Source organism: Ruegeria sp. CDSB022, assembly GCF_059611145.1.
The window spans coordinates 1-21,380 of record NZ_JBXWOZ010000003.1; the positions used below are offsets into that span (position 1 = coordinate 1).

Annotated in this window: 16 protein-coding genes and 1 tRNA gene; 2 read left to right on the top strand and 15 right to left on the bottom strand. The window is 57.6% G+C overall.

Going from position 1 to position 21,380, the window contains the following annotated elements:
• Window positions 1–147: 147 nt before the first annotated feature.
• The 5 genes from AC2FIZ_RS07630 to AC2FIZ_RS07650 are packed head-to-tail and all read right to left on the bottom strand — an operon-like array spanning window position 148 to window position 7,093.
• Window positions 148–2,778 (bottom strand): phosphoenolpyruvate carboxylase, encoded by a 2,631-nt coding sequence (locus AC2FIZ_RS07630; protein ID WP_496790847.1) that lies wholly within the window; start codon window positions 2,776–2,778, stop codon window positions 148–150.
• Entirely contained in the window at window positions 2,778–3,749 is a 972-nt protein-coding gene (locus AC2FIZ_RS07635; protein WP_281972635.1) for a 2-hydroxyacid dehydrogenase, read from the bottom strand. Before AC2FIZ_RS07635 ends, AC2FIZ_RS07630 begins: the two co-directional genes overlap by 1 nt.
• On the bottom strand, window positions 3,749–4,639 hold the full coding sequence (gene sucD, locus AC2FIZ_RS07640; protein ID WP_281972634.1) for a succinate--CoA ligase subunit alpha: 891 nt from the start codon (window positions 4,637–4,639) through the stop codon (window positions 3,749–3,751). The genes AC2FIZ_RS07635 and sucD overlap by 1 nt, the downstream gene beginning before the upstream one ends.
• On the bottom strand, window positions 4,639–5,835 hold the full coding sequence (locus AC2FIZ_RS07645; RefSeq protein ID WP_281972633.1) for a malate--CoA ligase subunit beta: 1,197 nt from the start codon (window positions 5,833–5,835) through the stop codon (window positions 4,639–4,641). The genes sucD and AC2FIZ_RS07645 overlap by 1 nt, the downstream gene beginning before the upstream one ends.
• Window positions 5,836–5,851: 16 nt before the next feature.
• Entirely contained in the window at window positions 5,852–7,093 is a 1,242-nt protein-coding gene (locus tag AC2FIZ_RS07650) for a pyridoxal-phosphate-dependent aminotransferase family protein (RefSeq protein WP_281972632.1), read from the bottom strand.
• A 219-nt stretch (window positions 7,094–7,312) separates the two neighbouring features.
• Between AC2FIZ_RS07650 and AC2FIZ_RS07655 the strand changes: the two genes are divergently transcribed.
• The gene (locus AC2FIZ_RS07655) at window positions 7,313–7,942 is read left to right on the top strand and encodes a response regulator transcription factor (RefSeq protein WP_246097171.1); all 630 of its coding nucleotides are present in this window, start codon (window positions 7,313–7,315) and stop codon (window positions 7,940–7,942) included.
• A 61-nt stretch (window positions 7,943–8,003) separates the two neighbouring features.
• Here the strand turns inward: AC2FIZ_RS07655 and AC2FIZ_RS07660 are convergent, their stop codons facing one another.
• The 3 genes from AC2FIZ_RS07660 to AC2FIZ_RS07670 all read right to left on the bottom strand — a co-directional run bounded on the left by AC2FIZ_RS07660 (window position 8,004) and on the right by AC2FIZ_RS07670 (window position 11,858).
• A complete protein-coding gene (locus tag AC2FIZ_RS07660) occupies window positions 8,004–8,303 on the bottom strand; it encodes a glycosyltransferase (protein WP_425595902.1) in 300 nt (99 codons plus the stop codon).
• A 461-nt stretch (window positions 8,304–8,764) separates the two neighbouring features.
• Window positions 8,765–10,885, bottom strand: a complete 2,121-nt coding sequence (locus tag AC2FIZ_RS07665) for a CHASE2 domain-containing protein (RefSeq protein WP_142635208.1) — start codon at window positions 10,883–10,885, stop codon at window positions 8,765–8,767.
• 181 nt (window positions 10,886–11,066) lie between these two features.
• Entirely contained in the window at window positions 11,067–11,858 is a 792-nt protein-coding gene (locus tag AC2FIZ_RS07670; RefSeq protein ID WP_282027220.1) for a FecR family protein, read from the bottom strand.
• Between the two features lie 495 nt (window positions 11,859–12,353).
• Between AC2FIZ_RS07670 and AC2FIZ_RS07675 the strand changes: the two genes are divergently transcribed.
• Window positions 12,354–12,443, top strand: a tRNA-Ser gene (locus AC2FIZ_RS07675).
• Between the two features lie 389 nt (window positions 12,444–12,832).
• On the opposite strand, the gene AC2FIZ_RS07680 is transcribed toward AC2FIZ_RS07675, so the two are convergent.
• From AC2FIZ_RS07680 to AC2FIZ_RS07710, 7 genes are read right to left on the bottom strand one after another with little or no spacing between them, the layout of a single operon-like run.
• Window positions 12,833–13,735 (bottom strand): FAD:protein FMN transferase, encoded by a 903-nt coding sequence (locus tag AC2FIZ_RS07680; protein ID WP_281972629.1) that lies wholly within the window; start codon window positions 13,733–13,735, stop codon window positions 12,833–12,835.
• Window positions 13,732–14,247, bottom strand: coding sequence for a nitrous oxide reductase accessory protein NosL (locus tag AC2FIZ_RS07685; protein WP_142635212.1), 516 nt, complete (start codon window positions 14,245–14,247; stop codon window positions 13,732–13,734). Before AC2FIZ_RS07685 ends, AC2FIZ_RS07680 begins: the two co-directional genes overlap by 4 nt.
• Window positions 14,244–15,065: an ABC transporter permease gene (locus tag AC2FIZ_RS07690; protein WP_271948643.1), complete on the bottom strand. Its 822-nt coding sequence runs from the start codon at window positions 15,063–15,065 to the stop codon at window positions 14,244–14,246. Before AC2FIZ_RS07690 ends, AC2FIZ_RS07685 begins: the two co-directional genes overlap by 4 nt.
• Window positions 15,062–15,955 (bottom strand): ABC transporter ATP-binding protein, encoded by an 894-nt coding sequence (locus tag AC2FIZ_RS07695; protein WP_281972627.1) that lies wholly within the window; start codon window positions 15,953–15,955, stop codon window positions 15,062–15,064. Before AC2FIZ_RS07695 ends, AC2FIZ_RS07690 begins: the two co-directional genes overlap by 4 nt.
• A complete protein-coding gene (locus AC2FIZ_RS07700; protein ID WP_496790849.1) occupies window positions 15,945–17,201 on the bottom strand; it encodes a nitrous oxide reductase family maturation protein NosD in 1,257 nt (418 codons plus the stop codon). The genes AC2FIZ_RS07695 and AC2FIZ_RS07700 overlap by 11 nt, the downstream gene beginning before the upstream one ends.
• A gap of 3 nt (window positions 17,202–17,204) precedes the next feature.
• The gene (nosZ, locus tag AC2FIZ_RS07705) at window positions 17,205–19,112 is read right to left on the bottom strand and encodes a TAT-dependent nitrous-oxide reductase (RefSeq protein ID WP_281972625.1); all 1,908 of its coding nucleotides are present in this window, start codon (window positions 19,110–19,112) and stop codon (window positions 17,205–17,207) included.
• Window positions 19,113–19,126: 14 nt separating this feature from the next.
• Window positions 19,127–21,250 (bottom strand): NosR/NirI family protein, encoded by a 2,124-nt coding sequence (locus AC2FIZ_RS07710; RefSeq protein ID WP_281995293.1) that lies wholly within the window; start codon window positions 21,248–21,250, stop codon window positions 19,127–19,129.
• Window positions 21,251–21,380: the final 130 nt, after the last annotated feature.

Genomic DNA, 21,380 nt, shown 5'->3' on the forward strand with positions numbered 1-21,380 from the left:
CGGACGCGATCAATTCGATCTCGTCGCGCTGACGGCCCAGCTCGGACGTGATCGAGCCGAACAGCTCTGGGTCGCGCTCTGAGAGAGACTGGGTGAAAAAACCTTGAGTGCGTTGCGGGGCGTTCACTTTGAAACCTCCTAAAAGGGTTAGCCGGTCCAGCCAAGGCCAGCGGAAATAGCGTTCATCGATTGCAGCAGGGGAACAGGAACCGATCCTGCCTGAGGCTCGGTTCGAGCTTGTCGCAGCAATTCGACCTGCAGCGCGTGAATGCGGGCCAGTTCAGCCCGTTTGCGATCAAACCGCTCGCACAGGCGAGGGAAACGGTGTCCGATAGTTTGTCCTCCCGTCAGAAATTGCACTGCACTGCAGGCGCTATCGTATTCCGCTTTGATTGACTGAAAGACGATTTGTCGGGTGTTCTCATCGTGCACTAGTTCGCCGTATTGTGCGGCGATGCCCATATCCGCTTGATAGAGCGATTTCTCCATCTCATCGACGGCAAGGCGGAACAGCCGGGAGTGCTGAAACATATCCTGCAGCACTTCATCACCGCGCGCGCCACGAAATTTGCGGAAGCTGGCCATTGCGGCCCCGAAACCATACCAGCCCGTGATCAGGTGGCGGTTCTGCGACCAGGCAAAAACCCATGGAATGGCGCGCAGATCATCCAGACTGGCCGCGCCAAAGCGACGTGCCGGACGAGATCCTATTTTCAGGCGGGCTAATTCCTCGACCGGGCTGGCCTGCTGGAAATAGTCCAGAAAGCCTGGCATCTTCAAAAGCGAGACATAGGTTGTCTGTGACAGTTCCGACAGAGCATCCAGCGCGTCGTCGAACTCGGGCCGTGCCAGGGTTTCGCCGGGATTGGCGGTATGACGCAACGTGCTTGAGAGGAGCAGTTCCAGATGGGCCGCGGCTGTTCCGCGGTTGGCGTATCTGGTCGAAACAACTTCGCCCTGTTCAGTTACGCGCAAGTGCCCGGAAATTGTTCCGCTGGGCTGCGCAGCAATCGCCCGCCCAGTGGGAGCGCCGCCCCGACTGACTGAGCCCCCGCGTCCATGGAAAAAAGTGACCTTGAAACCTTGCGAAGCCAGTGCCGTCACGATGCGACGTTGGGCGCGCTCCAGCTCCCATGTTGAGCAGAAATACCCGCCATCCTTGCCGCTGTCCGAATACCCCAGCATCACTTCGATTTCATTTCCATCGGTTTTGAGGCTGCGGCGGGCAAGCGGTACTGCCAAAACGTCCAGCAGGATCGCAGGGGCATTGCGAAGATCTGCAATCGTTTCGAATAATGGCACCACCGAGATATCCAGTGTCTCGGACCCGAAACCGGAATAGCGGGCCAGCAGGTACACACCGAGAATATCATCGGCAGACCGGGTCATGGACAGGATAAATGGCCCAATTGCCTTGGGGTCCGGCCCCGAGCGAACACTATGAACAAGCGCTAAGAGCGCCAGCATTTCCTGCGCCTGATCGCTCAGCGCCTCGCGGTTTTGATAGGGCAGGTTTTGATCTGCCAGCTCTGATCGCAGACGGGTAGACCAGTCGGGCGTGCCATATTCCGGTGCATGTCCGGATTGCGACCAAATTTCCGTCAGAACGTCATTCGTGACGGTTGAATTCTGACGAATATCCAGGGTTGTGGTTCGGAACCCGAAAACCGCAGCGGCGCGGCACAGCGGACGGATATGCCTCTGTGCCAGGACGTCGGCGTTGACCGCGCACAAAGCCGCATCAAGTGCCCCAAGATCGCTTACGAATTGTGAGATGTGATCATAGCCGCCTTCGGTCAGCCGATAGCGAATGGCATTGAGAGCTTGCCGGAACGGTTCGTTTCGATTGCGATCGTCGTCCGGAGTCCGGTCGATAATTTCTTGTACACGTGCACGGTTTGACTCAGGAAGCGGCAATATGAGCGCGCTGATGCTCAACCGGCTTGCAGCTTGATCGATGGCCTGACGATAAAGATCCTGAACCGTTTCACGGCCGCGTTGCAGGGCCAGTGCGGTCATCTCGGTTGTGACATTCGGATTGCCATCCCGGTCGCCGCCAATCCAGCTGTGAAAGCGAATGTTGGGTGTTTTGGCTAGAGTCTGACCCAACACATGCAGGCAGGCCTGATCGAACCGATCCATGACCTGCGGGACGGCGTCAAAGATTGCATCCCGGAAGAATTGCAACCCCCACTCGATCTCATCGCGCAGACTTGGGCGCGACAGGCGAAGTTCGCCTGTCAGCCACAAAAGATCAATCTCGCCTTCCAGGCCATTCAGCAATTCGGTGCGTTCGGTCGGGGTCCATCGTTGCACTTCAAGACTGACAAGATTGCGGTAGATCCGCCGGTGAATTTCCAAAACGGTGACCCGTTTGGCCTCGGTCGGGTGCGCGGTTAGGGTGGGACCGGCGCATAGGTCAGCCGTCAGTTTTTTTGTCTGGCTGTCCGTTAATTGCAGTTCAGACAACACCTCGGCAAACCCGCCTTCGACCGCTTCCGCGCCGCTTAGGGTCTCGGTCAGGCGCCGGTCCCGAACATGGGCGTTTTCATCAATGATGCGTAACAGTTGGAACCAGATCGATAGGGCTTGCAGATACGGCGTTGCCTCGAGCCCTGTAGGGATGGGTTGCAACGGCATGGCCTCGGCCCATGTCGCCACATGCGGCGCCCGCTTCGACAGAATATTCCGCCACAACGCCCGCAGTTCCGAGCGCAATTCCTCGGCATAGCCCGAAGGGTCCGGGGTGGACGGAATATTGCGGGCCAGCGCTTGCATCAGATCACCTGGTCCCGCGGGGTGCGACCTGCGAAAAAGTCGGCCAGATTGTCGAGTACGCGAAAGCCCATGGCCTCGCGCGATTCTTTTGTGGCGCTACCCAGATGGGGTAGCATCACCAGGTTGTCGCATTGCAACAGATCCGGGCTAATGCGAGGTTCGCCATCGAACACGTCCAAAGCAGCCCCACCGATCGTGTCGAACATCAGCGACTGCACAAGCGCGTGCTCATCCACGACCTCACCGCGCGCAGTGTTGATGAGGAAGGCGTTGGGCTTCATCAGATCCATTCTGCGCCCGTTGATCAGGTGCCGGTTTGCGGCCCCACCCGGGCAGTGCAGTGAGACGAAGTCGCAGTGCGGCAGCAGATCGTCCACGGTATCGACCTGAGTTGCGTTGAACTGTTTCAATACCTCGGACGAGACAGTGCTCCGGTTCTGGACAAGAATATTCATGCCGAACCCATGGTGCGCGCGACGGGCCATTTCCTGACCGATGCGGCCAAAACCGATGATGCCCAGAGTCTTGCCGCTGACCTTGGTGCCGACCAGATGGGTCGGGCGCCAGCCGGTCCAGCCGCCCGCGCGCAGCTCACGTTCGCCTTGGCCGGCGCGGCGGGCTACCATCAGCAGCAATGTCATGGCCAGATCAGCCGTGCATTCGGACAGGACATCCGGCGTATTGGTTACGGTCATACCAAGGCTGCGCGCAGCGGGTTCACAGATATGGCTGTAACCAACTCCATAATTGGCGAGGATTTTGGTTTGCGCCGCAGATACGTCCAGCGCCTCGGCGCTGAGCGTGTCGGTGACCGTAGGCAGAACCGCGTCATAACGTTTCAACGCGTCGCGGATCTCGGCCGGGGACAATGGTTTGTCCCCGATGTTGAGTACGGTGTTGTAGTTTTCGGCCAGTTGCGCCTCGACGGCGGCGGGCCAGCGACGGGTGACAAGGACCGAAGGTTTGACCATCACGCAGCCTCTCCCATGACGCGGGCGATGGTCTCGCCAATTACCGCAGGGTTTTCAGCAACAGTCACACCCGCCGCCGATAGGATTTCGACCTTTTCCGAGGCGCTTTCGCCAAATGCCGAGATGATCGCCCCGGCATGACCCATGGTCCTGCCTTTGGGTGCGGTCAGACCGGCGACATAGGCCACGACGGGTTTGGTGACGTGGTCTCGGATATACTCGGCCGCCTCGGCTTCCTGAGGGCCGCCGATTTCGCCGATCATGGCGATGACCTCGGTGTCCTCATCCTGTTCGAACCGCTCAAGGATATCGCGGAATGACGAGCCGTTGATCGGGTCGCCACCGATACCGACGCTGGTTGAGACGCCAATACCACGCTCCTTCAGCTGCGCTGCGGCTTCATAGCCCAGCGTGCCCGAACGACCGATGATGCCGACATTGCCCGGCAGGTAGATATGGCCCGGCATAATCCCCAGCAGCGCCTTGCCAGGGCTGATAGTTCCAGCACAGTTCGGGCCGGTCAGCACCATGCGATTGTCCTTGGGATAGCGATACATATAGCGTTTGACGCGGATCATGTCCTGCGCCGGGATGCCGTCGGTTATGCAAACGCAATAACGGATACCGGCATCTGCGGCCTCCATGATCGAATCCGCCGCAAACGGGGGCGGCACGAAGACAAGGCTGGCCTCTGCGCCGGTGGCCGTGACCGCTTGTTTGACAGTGTCGAAGACAGGCACGCCTTCTACGATTTCGCCGCCCTTGCCAGGGACGACACCGCCAACAACATTGGTGCCGTATTCCAACATATCCTTGGTGTGAAAGCGCGCCATACGTCCAGTGATGCCCTGAACAATAACGCGGGTGTCGCGGTCCAGAAGAATGCTCATTACACAGCCCTCATCTTGGTGTTTTGGGTCAAATCGTTTTGCCATGCACCAACGGCGCGTTCGGCAGCTTCCATCAATGTTGTTGCACGAATAATCGGCAGGCCGGACTTGGCGAGTATTTTCTGACCTTCTTCAACATTCGTCCCGGCAAGGCGCACGATGACTGGGATGTCGATATCCAGTTCCTTCAGAGCCTGCACGACGCCTTCGGCTACCCAGTCGCAGCGGTTGATGCCGGCGAATATGTTGACCAGAACCGCTTGGACGTTCTTGTCGGACAGTACCAATCGGAAAGCTTTGGCAACACGTTCTGGTGACGCGCCGCCTCCGATATCGAGGAAGTTTGCAGGCTCTCCCCCGGCCAGCTTGATCGTGTCCATCGTCGCCATGGCCAGACCGGCACCATTCACGATGCAGCCGATATTGCCGTCCAGCCCGACATAAGACAGGCCACGATCCGCCGCGCGGCTTTCACGGGGGTCTTCCTGGCTTTTGTCGCGAAGCTCCGCGACCTGCGGGTGGCGGAACAAGGCGTTGTCATCAAAGCTCATCTTGGCGTCCAGCGCCAACACGCGATCGTCACCGGTGATGACGAGCGGATTGATTTCAACCATGGTCGCGTCCAGCTTGTTGAAAGCGGCGTAACACCCTTGGAGGGTGCGGACCATGTTTTGGATCAGACGGGGCTCCAGTCCCAGATTGAAGGCAATCTCGCGCGCCTGAAACTCCTGCAGACCTACCGCAGGTTCGACGATGGAGCGGACAATGCTTTCAGGGCGTTCTGCGGAAATATCCTCGATCTCCATTCCGCCCTCGGACGAGGCGACGATCATCACGCGTTGGCTTGAGCGGTCGAGCACAAAACCCAGATAGATTTCCCGATCGATCGGAACGGCAGATTCGACGTAGACGCGATAGATGCCTTTGCCATCGGGTCCGGTCTGATGCGTCACCAGCTTGCGGCCAAACATCTCCTCACAGGCTGCGTATATTTCGCTTTCCGAATTGCACAGCTTTACGCCCCCAGCTTTGCCGCGGCCACCTGCGTGAACCTGAGCCTTTACAATCCACTTGTCGCCGCCCAGCTCACGTGCACGATAGGCAGCTTGCTCGGGGCTGTAGGCCAAGGCCCCCGAAGGGACTTCGACGCCGAAATTCGAAAGAAGTTCTTTCGCCTGATATTCGTGGATATCCATCTGCATTTCCTCCCGTTTATGCAGCGATAGATGTGCCGTAGCGGCTTTCCAGAAGCGCTTCGATCGCTTCGAGATTCACCGAACCACCCATCTCGCGGATTGCTTCGGCAAACAAATGCACGATGCGGCCGATCGACTGATGATTCAGTTGGTTCAGGATGCCGATGCGGACCTGAACAGGTGCGCTGAGGGTTGGCCAGATGCCAAAGCCCCGGGCCCGGCAATTCTGCACCAGCTCCATTTCGCGGCCTGCAAGTTCAGCGGGCAGGTTCAGCACCACAAGGCTGGACATGTCCGAGGTGACCTCGCAGCCCATCGCAATGACGGCATCGCGCAGCACGGCCTCGTGCGTTTTGTAGGCATGCGCGCGCTTCGCTAGCCCCTCCTGCAGGGTCAGGCGTAACGATTCATGAAAGGCCGCGACGGCATAGCCCGAATGTGTTCGGTGATATGTGCCTTTTTCAACATCCTGGCCATCGACGATGCCCCAGTGGCGGGCCTCGAAAATGGGATTGTGAACATAGCTGTAGGCACCCGTTGCTTTCAGGCTGTCGATATATGCGTCGGTAAAACTGACGGGAGCATAGGTAAGCGGCAAGCAGCACAGGCCCTTTTGCGGACAAGAGGCCCAGCCCGCGATGCCCGGATAATCATCAACCCGGAAATCTTCGACACCCAAAGACGAAACGGCGTCGATCAGACCCATTGCACCATGGTGCTCGCAGGCATCCGAGAAACCGCGCAAATCATTGATGCGTCCTGATCCCGTTTCCCAATGTGCCATAAACGCCCATTTGGGCTTGTGTTCAGCCAGTGCGGCTTCGACCATGTCACCGGTCACCGACTGACCATGCGGCACGTCGATGATCGTGACACTGGCGGCCTGCGGATCCAAGGGGTTGGCAGCATGTTCGTCCGGTGTCGCTGCCTTGATCCGAAGGGTCAGTGTATCGATGCCCGAAAAGGTCCCGTTGTTGAACGCAACAACCTTGTCACCGGGCATGACAGCCGAGAACATGGTGTCCAAAGCGCTCCAACCAGTGCCTGCGACCGCAAAGGTGTATATGTTCGTGGTGCCCCAGATTTCGCGCAGCATGTGCTTGCATTCGATCATGCCGCGCAAAACGTCGCCCTGCATGTGATCCGCAACTCCGGCGCTGGAAAAGGCTTGTAGAACGCGCGCGTCTGTATTGCCCGGCCCGGGGCCTGCGGCCAGCGTCTCGGGGATTTCGAGCGTTGGATAAATCTGGAAAGTCATTGCGATCCTCCTTGATCGTTGGGGTGGTCAACCACGCCCAGACATCTCGTTGTGGATCAGGAAAGCCTTGCTTGCGTCATCGCGCAACGTAACTTACTACTGCTTTAGGACTTCTAATGGGATGGGGAAAAACCTACCCGTATTGGCAAGAATACCGAAGTATACCAAGTTTTGCCCTATACGAATGGGTAGTTTCTTGAGGATTTGGATGTAAAATCAATGACAGAGCCTTCACAACAACCGATTGACGTCATGCTTGCCGACAACAATCCGCTGGTCTTATCGGCCATGTCGGAGATTTTTGAACGTGATCCGCGATTCTCTTTGGTTGCCACATCGGCGACAGCTGAAGGGTTCCTGGGCGCGGTCATGAGAGTTCCGGTCCAGGTGTGTGTGATTTCCTGGAGCTTGCCTGTTCTTGGCGCGGCCAAATTGATCGAGGTTTTGCGAGAACAGGAAGGCGCGCCCCGTTTTGTCATTTACGGCGATGATGTCGGAGATGTTCCGCGCCTTGCAATGCAGGCAGGAGCTGCGGGGTTCTCATCCCGGTCTGGTGAAGTTGAAGCGTTGCTGGAAACCTGCGCGGACGTGGCTGCTGGCAAGATGGTGTTTCCGTTCATCGATGTCCGCCAGATGCAACAGAATCCGATCCACAGCCTGTCGCGGAAAGAGCGCGCGATTCTGGAAGCTCTAGCCAAGGGCATGTCCAACCGCGAGTTGTCCAAAGAGCTTCAGATATCGACCAATACCGTGAAATTTCACCTGTCAAACATTTACGAAAAACTATCGGTTAAGAATAGGACGCAGGCCATCGCGTATTACTATTCGTCTAATGCGGCCTCACATTAGATAGATTTGCCCAAATGCTCCAATGGTGTGGTCATTCTGTTGGTCGCGTGATCGGCCTTTCTTAGGAACCCGTGGGGAATTGGGTGGCGGTTTCGTGAAAGCTCTGATCGACGGCGACGGTCGCAATGCAAACCTGAACCTGTTCTTCGATAGCTCTGCGCGCGAAAGAGGTCACGGCTGTGTCCGACGCGAAGGCATCGTAGATTACAGTTGGTTGAGCTTCGAAACTATATCGAGTTGGAAACAGAAACACGTCAATCTCATCATATAATTGCTGCTTTTTTTCGCCATATAGCGGGCCGTCCCATCTGATCTCGTCTTTGGCGACGGCGGCTTTGATCGAGGTCAGGTCTTGCTCCAGTGGGCCGGTCCGGCCAGGATCATTTCGACTTCAACCCCGAGAGAGTGCAGAGATCCGGCTGTTTCAAGAAAATCGTACAGCCCTTTCTCGCGGGACAGGTTGCTTAGAAGCCCGACCCCGCAAATGCCCAGGAGACCGCAGGCTGGTCTGTGTTTGGGGGCGAAAAACGCGTTTTCGGCGACGTGCCATTTTTGATTGCTTCGGTAAGCGTTCGGGCGCCAAACAAGGTCAGAATAGTCGGAACATAGGCCATAATGGCGTCTGTTTCACGATGAGCACCCAACATGGTCAGCTCGGTGCAGTAAGGTGCTGATCCAGTTTCTTCAGGCCAGAAGTAAGGAGCCAAGTTCAGGATGGATGATTTGGCTTTAGCAATATGGTTCCCCAACTTCCGTGCCTGCTTCTGGGCGGTTCTATGGGGTTCACATGCTCGCTTGAAAGTTGCAATGGCTCTGGGTCCGCTAGGCCAGATTTTGTCCTTCACGGGCGTGATGACTGAACAACAGCTTGTTTGATTGGACATCGGACAGAAAATCCGCAGTGCGCCCAGACAGCGCGCGATAAAAGGTTAGAAGACCGGGTTCGATTTCTTTGGCAATGTCGATGCAGTTTTGGCGCAGCTCATCGGTGCGCTCCAGCGGTTCGCGCGCACGTATGGCCGACAAAAGTTGAGCATGCGCATCGCGTAAGTTCTGGAATGCCTCGCTGTCGAGCATGTCCTGATCGCCAATCAATATGTAAACGGGCTCCAGGTTCTTTTTTCCTTTCAGGTCCACAAACCCAGCTTCCAACATCGCCAACTCTTGTTTGCCTAGAATGTAAACTGAATTCGAAACCAAGATGTCATAGTCGACATGTCGGCAGCTTTGTTCGATCCTGGCGGCGACGTTCACCACATCTCCGATCACAGTATAATTGAAACGCCGCCGCGACCCGATATTGCCCACACAGGCCTGTCCTGTCGCGCAGCCAGTGGCCAGCGCAATGGGTGGCCGTTCGCGCATGATTTCGGACCTATTGAACTGTGCCAATGCACCGCGCATCATCAAGGCTGCCCGTGCAGCGCGACAGGGATGATTTTCGACCGGAAGCGGAGCGTTCCAGAACGCCATGACTGCGTCGCCGATGAATTTGTCGATTGTGCCTCGCTCGTGCAAAATCTGATCTCCGACCTGTGAAAACAGCTCATTCAGAATGGCGACGAGCTCCGTGGCCGAAACCGACTCGGATAACGGGGTAAATCCACGGATGTCGGCGAACATGACGGTGATCTCTTGTGTTTCTCCACCAAGGACCAACTGATGGTCCGAGCCTTCCATTTCATCCAAAATTTCAGGAGCGACATAGTGAGAAAAAATCTTTCGGATCGCTCTTTTCTCTCGCTCGGTCGAAATGAATAGATATCCGGCCAACAGCCCGAAATTCGCCATCCCACCAGCAAGTGGGAAGGTTGCGTCAAATAATACGAGTTGATTTTGAAAGGCCATCCAGCTGATCAGCACAACAACGGCTGCAGATACGCCACCCGCAATGAAGGATGCGACCGCACCAAAGCTGGACATGACGGCGACGACCACTAACCCCAGTAAGACGAATGAGACCAACTCAAGCGCAGCGGTCACATCGGATCGGCTGAGCATTTCGCCCGTTAGGACTTGTTCAAGTAACTGCGCGTGGATCGAGACGCCGGGCACGGATTCTCCGAGCGAGGTCTGGTGCATATCAAACAGACCCGCCGCAGAGGTGCCAACAAGAATAATCTGGTTTTCGATCCGGGACCGCAGCGCAGGATCATCCGGATTCGTCATAACGTCATTGGCAGAAACATACAGTTCAGGCCGGTCTCGCCTGTACCGGATCCAGACTTCGCCGTTCTGAGTTGTTGGCAATCGAAAATCGCCCAGTTCAAGCGCCAGCATGACACCGGATTCATCGGACGCGCCCTCGGCGAAAAGGACTGTTTCCCCCAAGGCCACCCTAAGGGCCTCAATTCCCAGGCTTGGCAGGGCGCCATCCGGCCCCCCCCAAAGTACCGGGACCCGGCGGACCACACCGGTCCCACCAAGTGGTGAGACATTCACGCCCCCAATGCCTGTTGCATCTGAATAAAGTGGCGGAGCAGGAGGAGTCCAATGCGGAACCTGGACGAGCCCTGAGGTCGGAGACTCACCGATCTCGATGATCCCCGCCTTGGATATGACGGGCTGACCATCATCGGCCACACGGGCCGCTACACCCAGAACAACCGGCCATTTGGCGATTTCGGCTCCGAAAAAAACATCGTTGTCCAGGTTTTGGGCGTCTTCATCGACCGAGAGCACCTCGGCCAACGCAGGGTCTTCCAATAATCGAGCAGGCGAATAGCGGTCGGGTTCGACAAACAGCATGTCAAAAGCGATGACCGCAGCTCCATTTTGGCCGAGGTTTTCAACCATCTGAGCCATAAGATTGCGCGGCCACGGCCATTGCCCCCAGTTGGCTAGTGACTGTTCGTCTATGTCGACAACACGGATTGGCAGGTCGGGGGTGTAATCGCGTGGGGCCATGCGCTGAAGGATGTCGAAATATATCAGCCGAGTCATGCGCACGGGAAACGGATCTATGACCCTGACAAAGCATCCAAACAGGATCAGGCACAAACCCACAAGGCGAAAACCCCTGCGGCGAGTGCTCCGTTCTTTCGACTTAACCGTCACGGTTGCCTCCGAAGACAGTGGTCGCTTTCACTGCCCGACATTACCGATTACCCATATCAGCCGATGCTCAGTTAACAGGTCTATTCGATTTCGTATCCGGCGCTGCACCGCCTTCTATACTGGGCGCCTCGACGGGTGCAGATGCTACCGAAGCCTTCACCGCTTGCCGCTGCGGGGGCGCTGGGCGGGGCTCGGGAGCGTCGGATTTTTCGATGGGCTGCACTGGTGCAGATTCTCCGGCGCAGCCTTCGATATTCACGCGCAGCGGACTCAGAAGCCGTTCCTGAGACTGAATGAACGGAAATCCATTTTTCACTGCTTCGTCGTACTGTGCCTGATCGGCCGGGCGGCCCACCTTGCCTTTTTGACTGGTGGCAAACAGGCTGCATTGACGTCCAGTTGATCTGCAGCCGCCTTTCAGGCCGCACATCTGCACGGTGCCTTCCAGCACCAGCATCGAGCTTTGGGTGCCAGGCACAACCCACATGTCGAATATGGTCCCACGCACAGCCATTGTCGCTGTGGGGGTCTGGATGGAATAGGCACGTTTTCTGCTGTTGCCCGAGATGAAACGAAAGCTTCCACCCAAGGCCTGAACGGCAAAATTCTTGGCCTTCTTCTTGTTTCGCAACATGGTCACATCCAGCGCCATCTTTGCATTAGGCCCTATCGCGATCTTCGTTTCGTCAACAAAGATCAGCTGAACTACCCCTCTGCTGTCTGTGGATATGGAATCACCCGAGGCAACTTCCATGCCTTCAAGCAGTGGCCGGGAATTCCCGGCTCGGGTAATTTCTGCGCCTTGTTTGACGCTTACGACAGTACCAATGTTGGCCAGGATCTGCGACGGCAGTATCAAAACACAACAGGAAACACACAACACTCTTAACCAGACCAAACTAATTATCCCTTCCCCAAGGTTATTCCAGAGCGCAATGCGCCCGCTGCCCGGTCTGTGCCTCGTGGAATTTATTTCTTTGTATTATTTGTAAAAAATCTAAGCAAATATGCCTTAATGCCTATGTGTTTGGCAAGTTTTCTATGAAGCTGGAGAAAATTCCCACCTAATTGGGCTGACCCAGAGCTTCGGAAACTCTCTGTTTGTACATTGCCGGTGTCTCGGACAGGGCCCTTTTCAAATCAGTGTTTTGTTGGGCCGTCGCTCGCTTTCCCAGCCGATGTCTCTTGGGTCTGATCGCCTTATGGAAGGCCCGGCAGACACGCATTGCGGGTGACGTTTCGCGGCTGCCTTTGATCAAGCCCGAAAGCCATAGACATCATGGATTTGACTTTTTGAAGATTTTTTCACGAGGTCCCTTGTATTTCTTGGCGCTTATCGAATACACCGGCCAGCGGAGACGTGGCCGAGTGGTCGAAGGCGCTCCCCTGCTAAGGGAGTAGGCCCGGAAGGGTCTCGAGGGTTCGAATCCCTTCGTCTCCGCCACCAAATCTTCATATGATGTTTTTTTGTGATGGCTTACACGTTTTGAAGGCTTTACCCGCCACATCCACCAAGAAATATCGTGATCGGAAGGTCGGGTGTTCCGTTTCCAGCACCCAATGACCCGGCCCTTCGAAATCCTCGCGGGACGCGGTGGGTGCGAAGCTTGCTCTCGTGATCGACCATTGGTGCCTGGATTGTCGGCAAATCCGCTTATACCACCGAAACCGGTACCGTTGGTGTTGCAAGAGCCGGCACTACCGGGGTTGCTTCTGAATTCGGATGACTGTTCGGTATGAGGCTGCTGGCGCTCGAAAGGGTGACCGCCGGTAAAGTTGATTCAGCGGACAGGTCCTATTTGCCGATTTGACTGCCTTGGAACAGACTGCGGATTATCCGCTCAACTCCAAACTGGCCAATGGAAAACTCTGCAGAATTCTACCGGTCCATTCCTTTGGGACGGCGCAAAGAGCTGTGGACAGACCGTCAGCTAAGGCTGCATTGGGTGCGGAAATGGAAACAGTGTGGTTGCTTGGGCTTGGGCCGAATGGGTTCAGAATATGGCCGTGGTCGCCAGGCAAGAGCGTGCCTGCAACCGATGATGTGGCTACTGAGCGTTCTCGTAAAGTGATCTTCTTGTGGACTGTATTATTGTGACCCGCAAGGCCGACCCGCCAGTCTTGCCCGTCACCTCGCTGACCCATTGCCGCGATTTCTCCCATGTTAACCAGAACATCGCGTAAGCCAAAGGACCGTAACAGCGCCGCAATGCGATCGGTGATTGCGCCTTGTGCGATACCGTTCAATGTCAAGGCTGAGACACCGGGCACCGGCAGCTGGATCGCATCAGCGTCATATCGGACGCGGTGCCAGCCGACAGTTTCTTGGGCGGCAGTCAATTCAGATGCGCTGGCGCGCGCGGCCATCGCCCTCCAGACGGGTTGTATTGTGGGGTCAAAAGCCCCGTCTGATGCACTGTGAAGGGTCGAACACAGGCTCAGTACATTCAACAGCTCGGGGGCCGGTTGCTGCAGCAACCCGCTTCGGTTCAGCTCTGAAATCTGTGATCGCGATCGGTACAGACTAAAGATATCTTCCAGCCGGTTCAGCTCAGCTTCGATTGATGACAGCAGGGGCGCCGCCTCTGCCTCAGAAAGGCCAACAAGGTCAAGGCTGGCTCTGGCCCCCAGCGCGATGCCACGCCAATGCGCAACTGGTGCGCCAGAAGCGGCCGCCGGTAGCGCGGCGCATGCCGCAGACATGATCAGAAAACGACGTCGGGACAAACGGCTCATGCTGGTGTCTCCAGTTTCAGGTCCAGATCGACGGGGCCAAGCACTTCGGCGTCGGGTATGTCAGTCAGGGGCAAAGCGGACCCTCCGTACAGGATGATGAAGCTGTCCGCATCGGTCGGGTCTGCAAAGGGCACGACCTCGCGCGCGCCCATGCCGCCGGCGACATTGGCCCCGACGACGAAAGTCGCACCTTCGGCATTGATCCAGTTGGATTGACCTGGTTGATGCCAGCTTGGGGCGGTTCCCATATCGCTGACATAGATTGCAACAATGGCTGCCTCGCGTTCGGGGCTTTTGAGATAGGCAACCATGTCGCGAACCTGCGCAAAAAACAGTGGTGTGGGATAGCCGTCGAGGTGAATCTGTCCTTTGGGACCACCATGTTCAGCAATATTCATCTGGCAAAAAAAGCTGAGTGCGTCTGGCGTCAGATCGACCGGGTCAGGCGCGGCAATCTGTTCTTCCTTACAGGCAGTCAGGGCGAGTAGAGCAATCAGGAAAAGACGCTTCATGGCTCGACCCTTCGGAACGCGAGCCGGGCAAGTGCAAGGCCTAGCAGGGGCCAGATCAGCAAAGACAACGGGGCGGCCCAGACGGGCAGAGCCTGCGCTGCGCCGGTCATGCCGGATGCCATCGCGACGCCCTCGGTTGCGGCGATATTCCACAGACGGAAAGCGTCGGCCGGGTTGGCCACCATCACCCATGGAAAGACGGATTGAGTGAAGGTGCCGCCCTTGTCCATGACGACGGCCCCCAACAGGCCCAGATCATAGAGGACGACAAAAACCAGCCAGAGCCCGGCCGACAGACCTGCCGCCGCCGTGGCCCCCTTTGCCAGGGCGGACAGCAAGTATCCCAATGCCAGAAACACGGCGCCCAGCACGATCGAAGTGAGGATAAGACGGACCAGAGCCAACAGGCTTTCTGGGCCGGCGCCACCGAACCATGCTGCCACCGCGCCAGCCGTGCCAAAACCGATGGTCATCGCAAAGGCAAGCGCCGACAAATGGGCGGTGAATTTTCCCAACAGGATTTCTCCGCGCCCGGCGGGATAGGACAAGAGCAGCGATAAGCTGCCCCGGTCCACATCGCCTGCGATGGCGTCAAAGGCAATCATCAGTGCGAGTAGGGGGGCAAGATAGACCGACAGCGTCGTCATCGAGGCAACCGAGACAGTCAGCATATCTACGCCAAGCGTGCCTGTGGGTGCACTGCCTGCAAAGGTAAGTGCCAGCGCGAATAACACCATGATCAGTGTCGCCATCAACAGCCAGCGGTTGCGGCGCAGGATCAACATTTCAGTGCGGGTGATGGCGAGGAAGCGGGTCATGGCCTCTTCTCCTGTGCATAGTAGCGATAGAGATCTTCCAGCTTGGGCGGTGTCATTTCCACATCTGCCACCGCATCGCCCAATCCGGCAATCCGGCGCAGGGCCTCCATCTTGTCGTCGACGGTGCAGAGCAACTCAACGGACGCGCCGTTGATCCGGCTGCCGCCCAGTTTGGCGGCCAAGGCGTCAGGGTTAGAGCTGGCGCGCACCTTCAGGCGGATTGGCAGACCCGCCAGCGCCGAAAGGTTGTTTAATGTGTCATCGGCCACCATCCGGCCCCCGCGCATGATTGCGATCCGGTCTGTGCGGGCCTCGACCTCAGTCAGGGCATGCGATGCGATCAGGACGGCGGTGCCTTTTGCGGCCAGTTCGTCGATGATGGCGTACAGATCCTGCCGAGAAATCGGGTCCAGTCCGCTCGTCGGCTCGTCCAGCAATGCCACTTTCGGCTGGCCCAGCAGCACTTGCGCCAATCCCAGACGTTGCCGCATCCCCTTGGAGTAGGTCCCGATCCGTCGGTCCAGTGCGTCGCTGAGGCCGACGCGATCCAGCAAACCGGGCACATCGGCCTTGGACCCCGAGAGCTGCGCGAAAAGAGTCAGCTGTTCCCGGCCCGTAAGCGCCGGGTGGAAGGACACCGCCTCGGGCAAGTACGCCGTATCCCGCCGCGCCTGCGCGCTGCCGGGTGTGGCGTCTCCGATCCGAATGGCTCCGCCCTCAATCGGGATCAGGCCAAGGATGGATTTGATCAGGGTCGATTTGCCAGCGCCGTTATGGCCCAGTAGCGCCACGCGCTGACCAGGGGCAAGAGACAGGGTGATGTCGTCAAGAACGCGGGTTTTGCCTCGGTCCTTACAGACGTTGTTTATCGTCAGGGCCTTATCCGTCATGAGGCACCTTTTTCATAGCTGAGGGTTCAGGGGCTCGCATCAATGGATTGCTGTCCATCACACCCCCCGGCAATAGTGCCGGGAAGGCTGATTGCGACCAGCGCACCAGCTGCACGGCAGGGGAGCCGAGCAGCAGCTTGGCTGCGGGTTGGGTCCACAGCACATGGTCCATCGAGTCATTGGGGCGATAAGGGGCATCAGCGACGCCGTTGCCATCCACATCATAGGCGGCGAAATCGGACCAGTAATTGCCGCGCCCGTCTTCAGACCACTCGACCCACTTGGTCGAAACGTATTTCACCTGAGTCCGGTTTCCGACAAAGGCGTTGCCGACGATACGGTTACGTTCTGACCCAGCAGTGAATTGAATGCCGATGCCGCAACCCTCGAACCAGTTGTCGGTGAATTCGTTCTTGTTCGAGTTATACAGGAAGGTGCATTTCTCCTTTGCACCCTTAACGACGTTCCCGGAAATCACGCTCTTGTTGGCGTAGTTCAGCATCACACCATGTTCGCGATCATCAATCGACACATTGCCGGTGACTTTGACATTGGTCGTGAACATCACCGCATAGCCCAGATCATTGCCGATCGAGACGTTATCGCTGACCACCGAGTCGTCGGCATACATGTAGTGCACCGCGAACCGCAGGTCGCGGAACAGGTTTCCAGTAAAGGTGTTCTTCTTGGACGAGTTCACAAAGATCCCATCGCGCCCGTACCGGATATCATTGCCTTCGACCCGCGCACCCGGTGCGTTCCAGACATAGACGCCGTTGCCGCGGTCATTCATCCGCTTGTCCTGACGCCCTTCGATCCGGTTGCCGCGCACGACGCTGTCCTTGGCGCCGTGGATGTCGATGCCATAGAGATTGCCCAGCAACACATTGCCTTCGATCACCGGCGCATGGGCCGTTTTGACCAGCTGAATGCCACTGTCGATCCCATCATGGCTCGAGCCCGAACCAATCACTGTCAGACCGCGTACGGTCACGCCCGGTCCGGTCACGGTGATGACGCTGCCGACGCCTTGTCCGTCAATGGTGGCCTGCCCCTGCCCGTCAATAATGACGGGCCGGTCCAGAACCAATGTCTCAGAGTAGACACCGGGGCTCAGGCGAAGGGTGTCTCCATCCGCCGCCTGCGCCAGTGTTTCATTGATGGCCCCCGCCCGGTTGGGCACATCCCAATCCGCCGCCCAAAGGGGCGAGCCGAGCAGGAGCGGTATGAGCAGGGGCCAACGCATGGGTTATGCTCCCTGCGGCTCGACCAGCATCCGGCCGCGCATTTCCATGTGCAGCGCGTGGCAGAACCACTGGCAATAGAACCAGTGCACGCCCGGACGGTCGGCGGTGAAGGTGACCGAAGCGGTCGCCATCGGTGCCACTTCCATCGCGATGCCGTAGTTGCCCAGGCAGAAGCCGTGGGTCACATCGTCCACGTCATCCAGGTTGGTGATGTAAACCGTAACCTCATCACCCTGTTTGACGGTGAACTTCTCAAGGCTGAAGGTCGGGGCCTGCGAAGTCATGTAGACCCGCACCTTGTTGCCGTCCCGGATTGGTTCTTCGGCGCCGTCTTCCAGATCGATGCCATCGGCCTCAGCCTGTTTGCGGGCGTCCTCCCAGGTGATGTCGTTACGGTCCCAGACGTTGACCGGGTTGACGATGTCAGCGCGCACCATGATCGAGTCATGCGGCTCGGCAAAGGTCGGCCCGTCGTGAACCACCTTCATCTCGTTGGTTGAGATATCGATCAGCTGCTCGTTCTCAGGCTTAAGTGGACCCGTGTTCAAGAACCTGTCTTTCGAGAACTTGTTCATCGAAATCAGCCACTTGCCATCAGCCTCCTTGGTTTCACCCATGGTGGTCGAGTTATGGCCCGGCTGATAATGCACATCGACTTTCGAGATGATCGGGTCAACATCGGCGCCGCCGTAAGCCTCGATTGCCTTGTCGAGGTTCCACTTCACGATCTGACTGTCCAGGAATAGCGTGGTGAACGCGTTGCCCTGGCCGTCATAAGCAGTGTGAAGCGGGCCAAGACCCAGCTGCGGCTCACCCACGATGCACGACCGCGGATCGGCATCGCTTTCGAACAGGGCGTCCAGTTTGGTGACGTCCATGATCGATACGGTCGGAGACAGCTTACCGTTGATGCAGACATGCTTGCCGTCAGGCGCAGTGTTGATGCCGTGTGGTGAGTTCGGGATCGGGATGTAACGGGTGTATTTCTTGTTCTGACCCTTACGGCCGTCCAGAACTTTGACGCCTTTCAGTTCCTGATAGTCGCCCGCCTCAATACCCGCTTCGATTTCCGCGAGGTTGAAGACAACAACATGGTCCATCTCGTTCTCGGTCATCTCGGCCAGGTTCATACCCATTTCCGAGTTGTACGAGGTCGAATAGGCGTACTTACCCTGATAGTCGCAGTCGGTGTTGTCGAGGTTACCCGACACGATCACCTGCCATGCCACTTCCATGGTGTCGCCGTCCAGCGCGGTGAAGATGTTCACGTATTGCGACGGATCGTCCAGCACAGTGCCGTCATTGACCAATGGAGTTTCATCTTCGCCATTGGCAAAGACATAACCAGTGCGCGGGAATTTCTGCGGACGCAGACCGTGGATCGCCTTGGCGTTCGGGATTTCGGTGATCTTGTCGCATTTCATCACGTCGCAACGTACGCGGGCGACGCGGGTGTTGGCCTTGTCGTTCATGAACAGGTAACGGCCATCATATGTGCCGTCGGTGAACGACATATGCGGGTGGTGCAGGTCACCGTTATCGTAGGTTTTCATGCCGCGCTTGGCGAGGAATTCCTTGGTTTCCGGCAGCAGGCCATCGGTCATGATCTTCAGCGATTCATTGGTCTGACCCCAACCGGTGGCCGAACAGCGGTTGAACACCGGCACCCGCATCAGCTCGCGCATGGACGGGAAGCCCAGAATGCGCAGCTCACCGGTCTGACCCGAGGACCAGAAACCGTAGTATTCGTCCAACTCACCAGGTTCGAGATTGGCGTTGGCCGCGGCGCTGGCCTGTTTTGCGGTCATCAGGGTTGATCCCAGACCGGTTCCGGCTAGCACGGCGCCAGTGGCGGTCGCCCCCAGCATACCGCGGCGTGTGACGGTTAGTTTGTTGTCATGTTCCGACATGATCGTTCCTCCTTTTAGGAAACGGTTTTCGGTTTGGCGTTTGGATGGTTCGCCGGTGGTTGTCCGAGTGGGGTCTTGAGATCGACCGACCCTGTCTTGGCCCGCCGTTTCAGTTGGCGGATAACGACGGGACATTTGTCCTCGGACTGGTAGAGCACCTGACAATGCAAGCAGGTGACACACTCGTTCGGATTGATCTCACCGGTGGGGTGGATTGCCTGAACGGGGCATTCGTTGGCGCAGGTCTGACAGGGGGTGCCGCATTCCTTGTAGCGGCGTAGCCAGTCGAACATGCGCATTCGGGCCGGGATCGCCAGCGCCCCACCCAGCGGGCAGAGATAGCGGCAATAGAACCGTTCGATGAACAGCCCGATCCCCAGCAGCAGCAGCGCAAAGACCACGAAAGGCCAGTCGCGCATGAATTTCAGAATGATCGCGGTCTTGAACGGCTCGATCTCGGCATATTTCTCGGCCAGCGGGATCGACACAAAGCTAAGACCGAAGAGCCCAAGGAAGATCATGTATTTCGCAGGCCACAGCCGTTCATTCAGACCCCAGGGCAGGGTCCATTGCGGCACTTTCAGTGCCCGTGCGATCTTGTTGGTCAGTTCCTGCAGGGCACCAAACGGGCACAACCAACCGCAATAGGCGCCGCGCCCCCAGAACAGCAAGGCGGCAGCTACGGCGAACCATTGGATGAAGACCAGCGGGTCCAGAAGGAAAGCATCCCAGCTGAAACCGGTGCGCACACTGCCCGCTAGTGCCATCAGGTTCACCACACTCAGCTGCGCATTGGCGTACCAACCGATGAAGAACAGTGTCAGCGTCAGGTACCCGATGCGGAACCAGTAAAAGACCCGGGCGTTCATCGTGGCGTGGAACTGGAAGAAGAACGTCGCGGTCAGTATCAGCAGCATGACGCCCAGACCGGCAATCTCGACTGTGCGATCCTTCCAGATACGTTTCCAAAGAGCGGCTTTGGCGGCGGCTTCACCTGTGGCGTCATCCACAACGGTGGGGGCTACGACTGGCAACAGGTACTGCTCAGGCAGTTTGTAGCCCAAATCGAAGGTCAGGAACGTCTTTTCAACCGCACCGACGGCGCGTTGCACCAACAGTTGCAGGCGGAACGGTTCGGCCGGATCAAACTCTGCCTCAGCGGGGATTTTGAAGATATCCAGCTCGGTGAAACTGGGCGCATCGGCGGCCGCAACTCTGCCCAGACGCTCTTGCTGTTTATCAAAGAAGCGTACCGAATTATCACCTTGAATCAGCTGAATACGGTCGAAAATCCCGCCACGTACATAGCCTGACCCCTTGAAGCTATAGGCGCCACGACCCAGCACCAGGATGGCTTGCTCGCCCTCGCCCAGCCACTCGGTCAGGTTTTGATACTCGGCCTCGCCCAGCAGTGACTTGCCGATCGACGGGACCGAAACCAACGCCAGATGCATGTCGATGAAGGTGTCGTCGGGCGCGCCCCGTTCACGGCGCCTGATGGCGCGCTGGTCGCCGGTGGCCTCGAACGCAGCGTTGACCTGACCGACATCCAGTGTCAGGCGTCGGACCGAGCCGTCACCCGAAAGCGTTGTCCAGTCATAAGTGGCGTCTTGTGCCATATCGACTTCGCGCTTTGGCCCGTCGGCCTGCAGCGGTGACAAGCCACCCAACCCCAACGCCCGCGCTACCTTGATGCCGCCACGCACGAGACTGTCGTCGATCACCATGATTGTGACAGTCGCGCCCGAGATAATGTCGAGGTCATGGCCCTCACCGCCTGTTTCAGCCTCAACCCTAAGGTCCAGGCCGGCGTAGCCTTCGGTCAGTTCGACCATGCGTGCGTTCGGAATCCCGATCAGTACGATGGGTTCCGAATGCTTGACCAGCTTAACGCCAGTAAGCACCGCATCATTGTCGATCGCTGCAACGACGTGAATGGGTTTGCCGGAATAGCCTGTGGTGCCCACGAAATCCGAGGTCAGAAAGGCCCAGGCAATCGTTTTGCCCCCTTTCAGGATAGGCGCAACCGGAATGTCTTTTCTGATCGGGCCAAATGCCTCGGCGCCGGGGATCAGGTCCGCGGGCTCAAGTTCTGGCAGAAAACTGGCTAGGCTGTCGGCATGTGCGCTAATCGCCATCAGGCAGGACAGAAAAAAGGCCAGCAGGAAATGGATTGCGCGACTTACGACCACGGCGCACCTCCGATGATTGGGGTGGACGCCATGGACGTGCGCGGGGCGCGTTCGGTTTTAAATTCTGGTGCAGGGG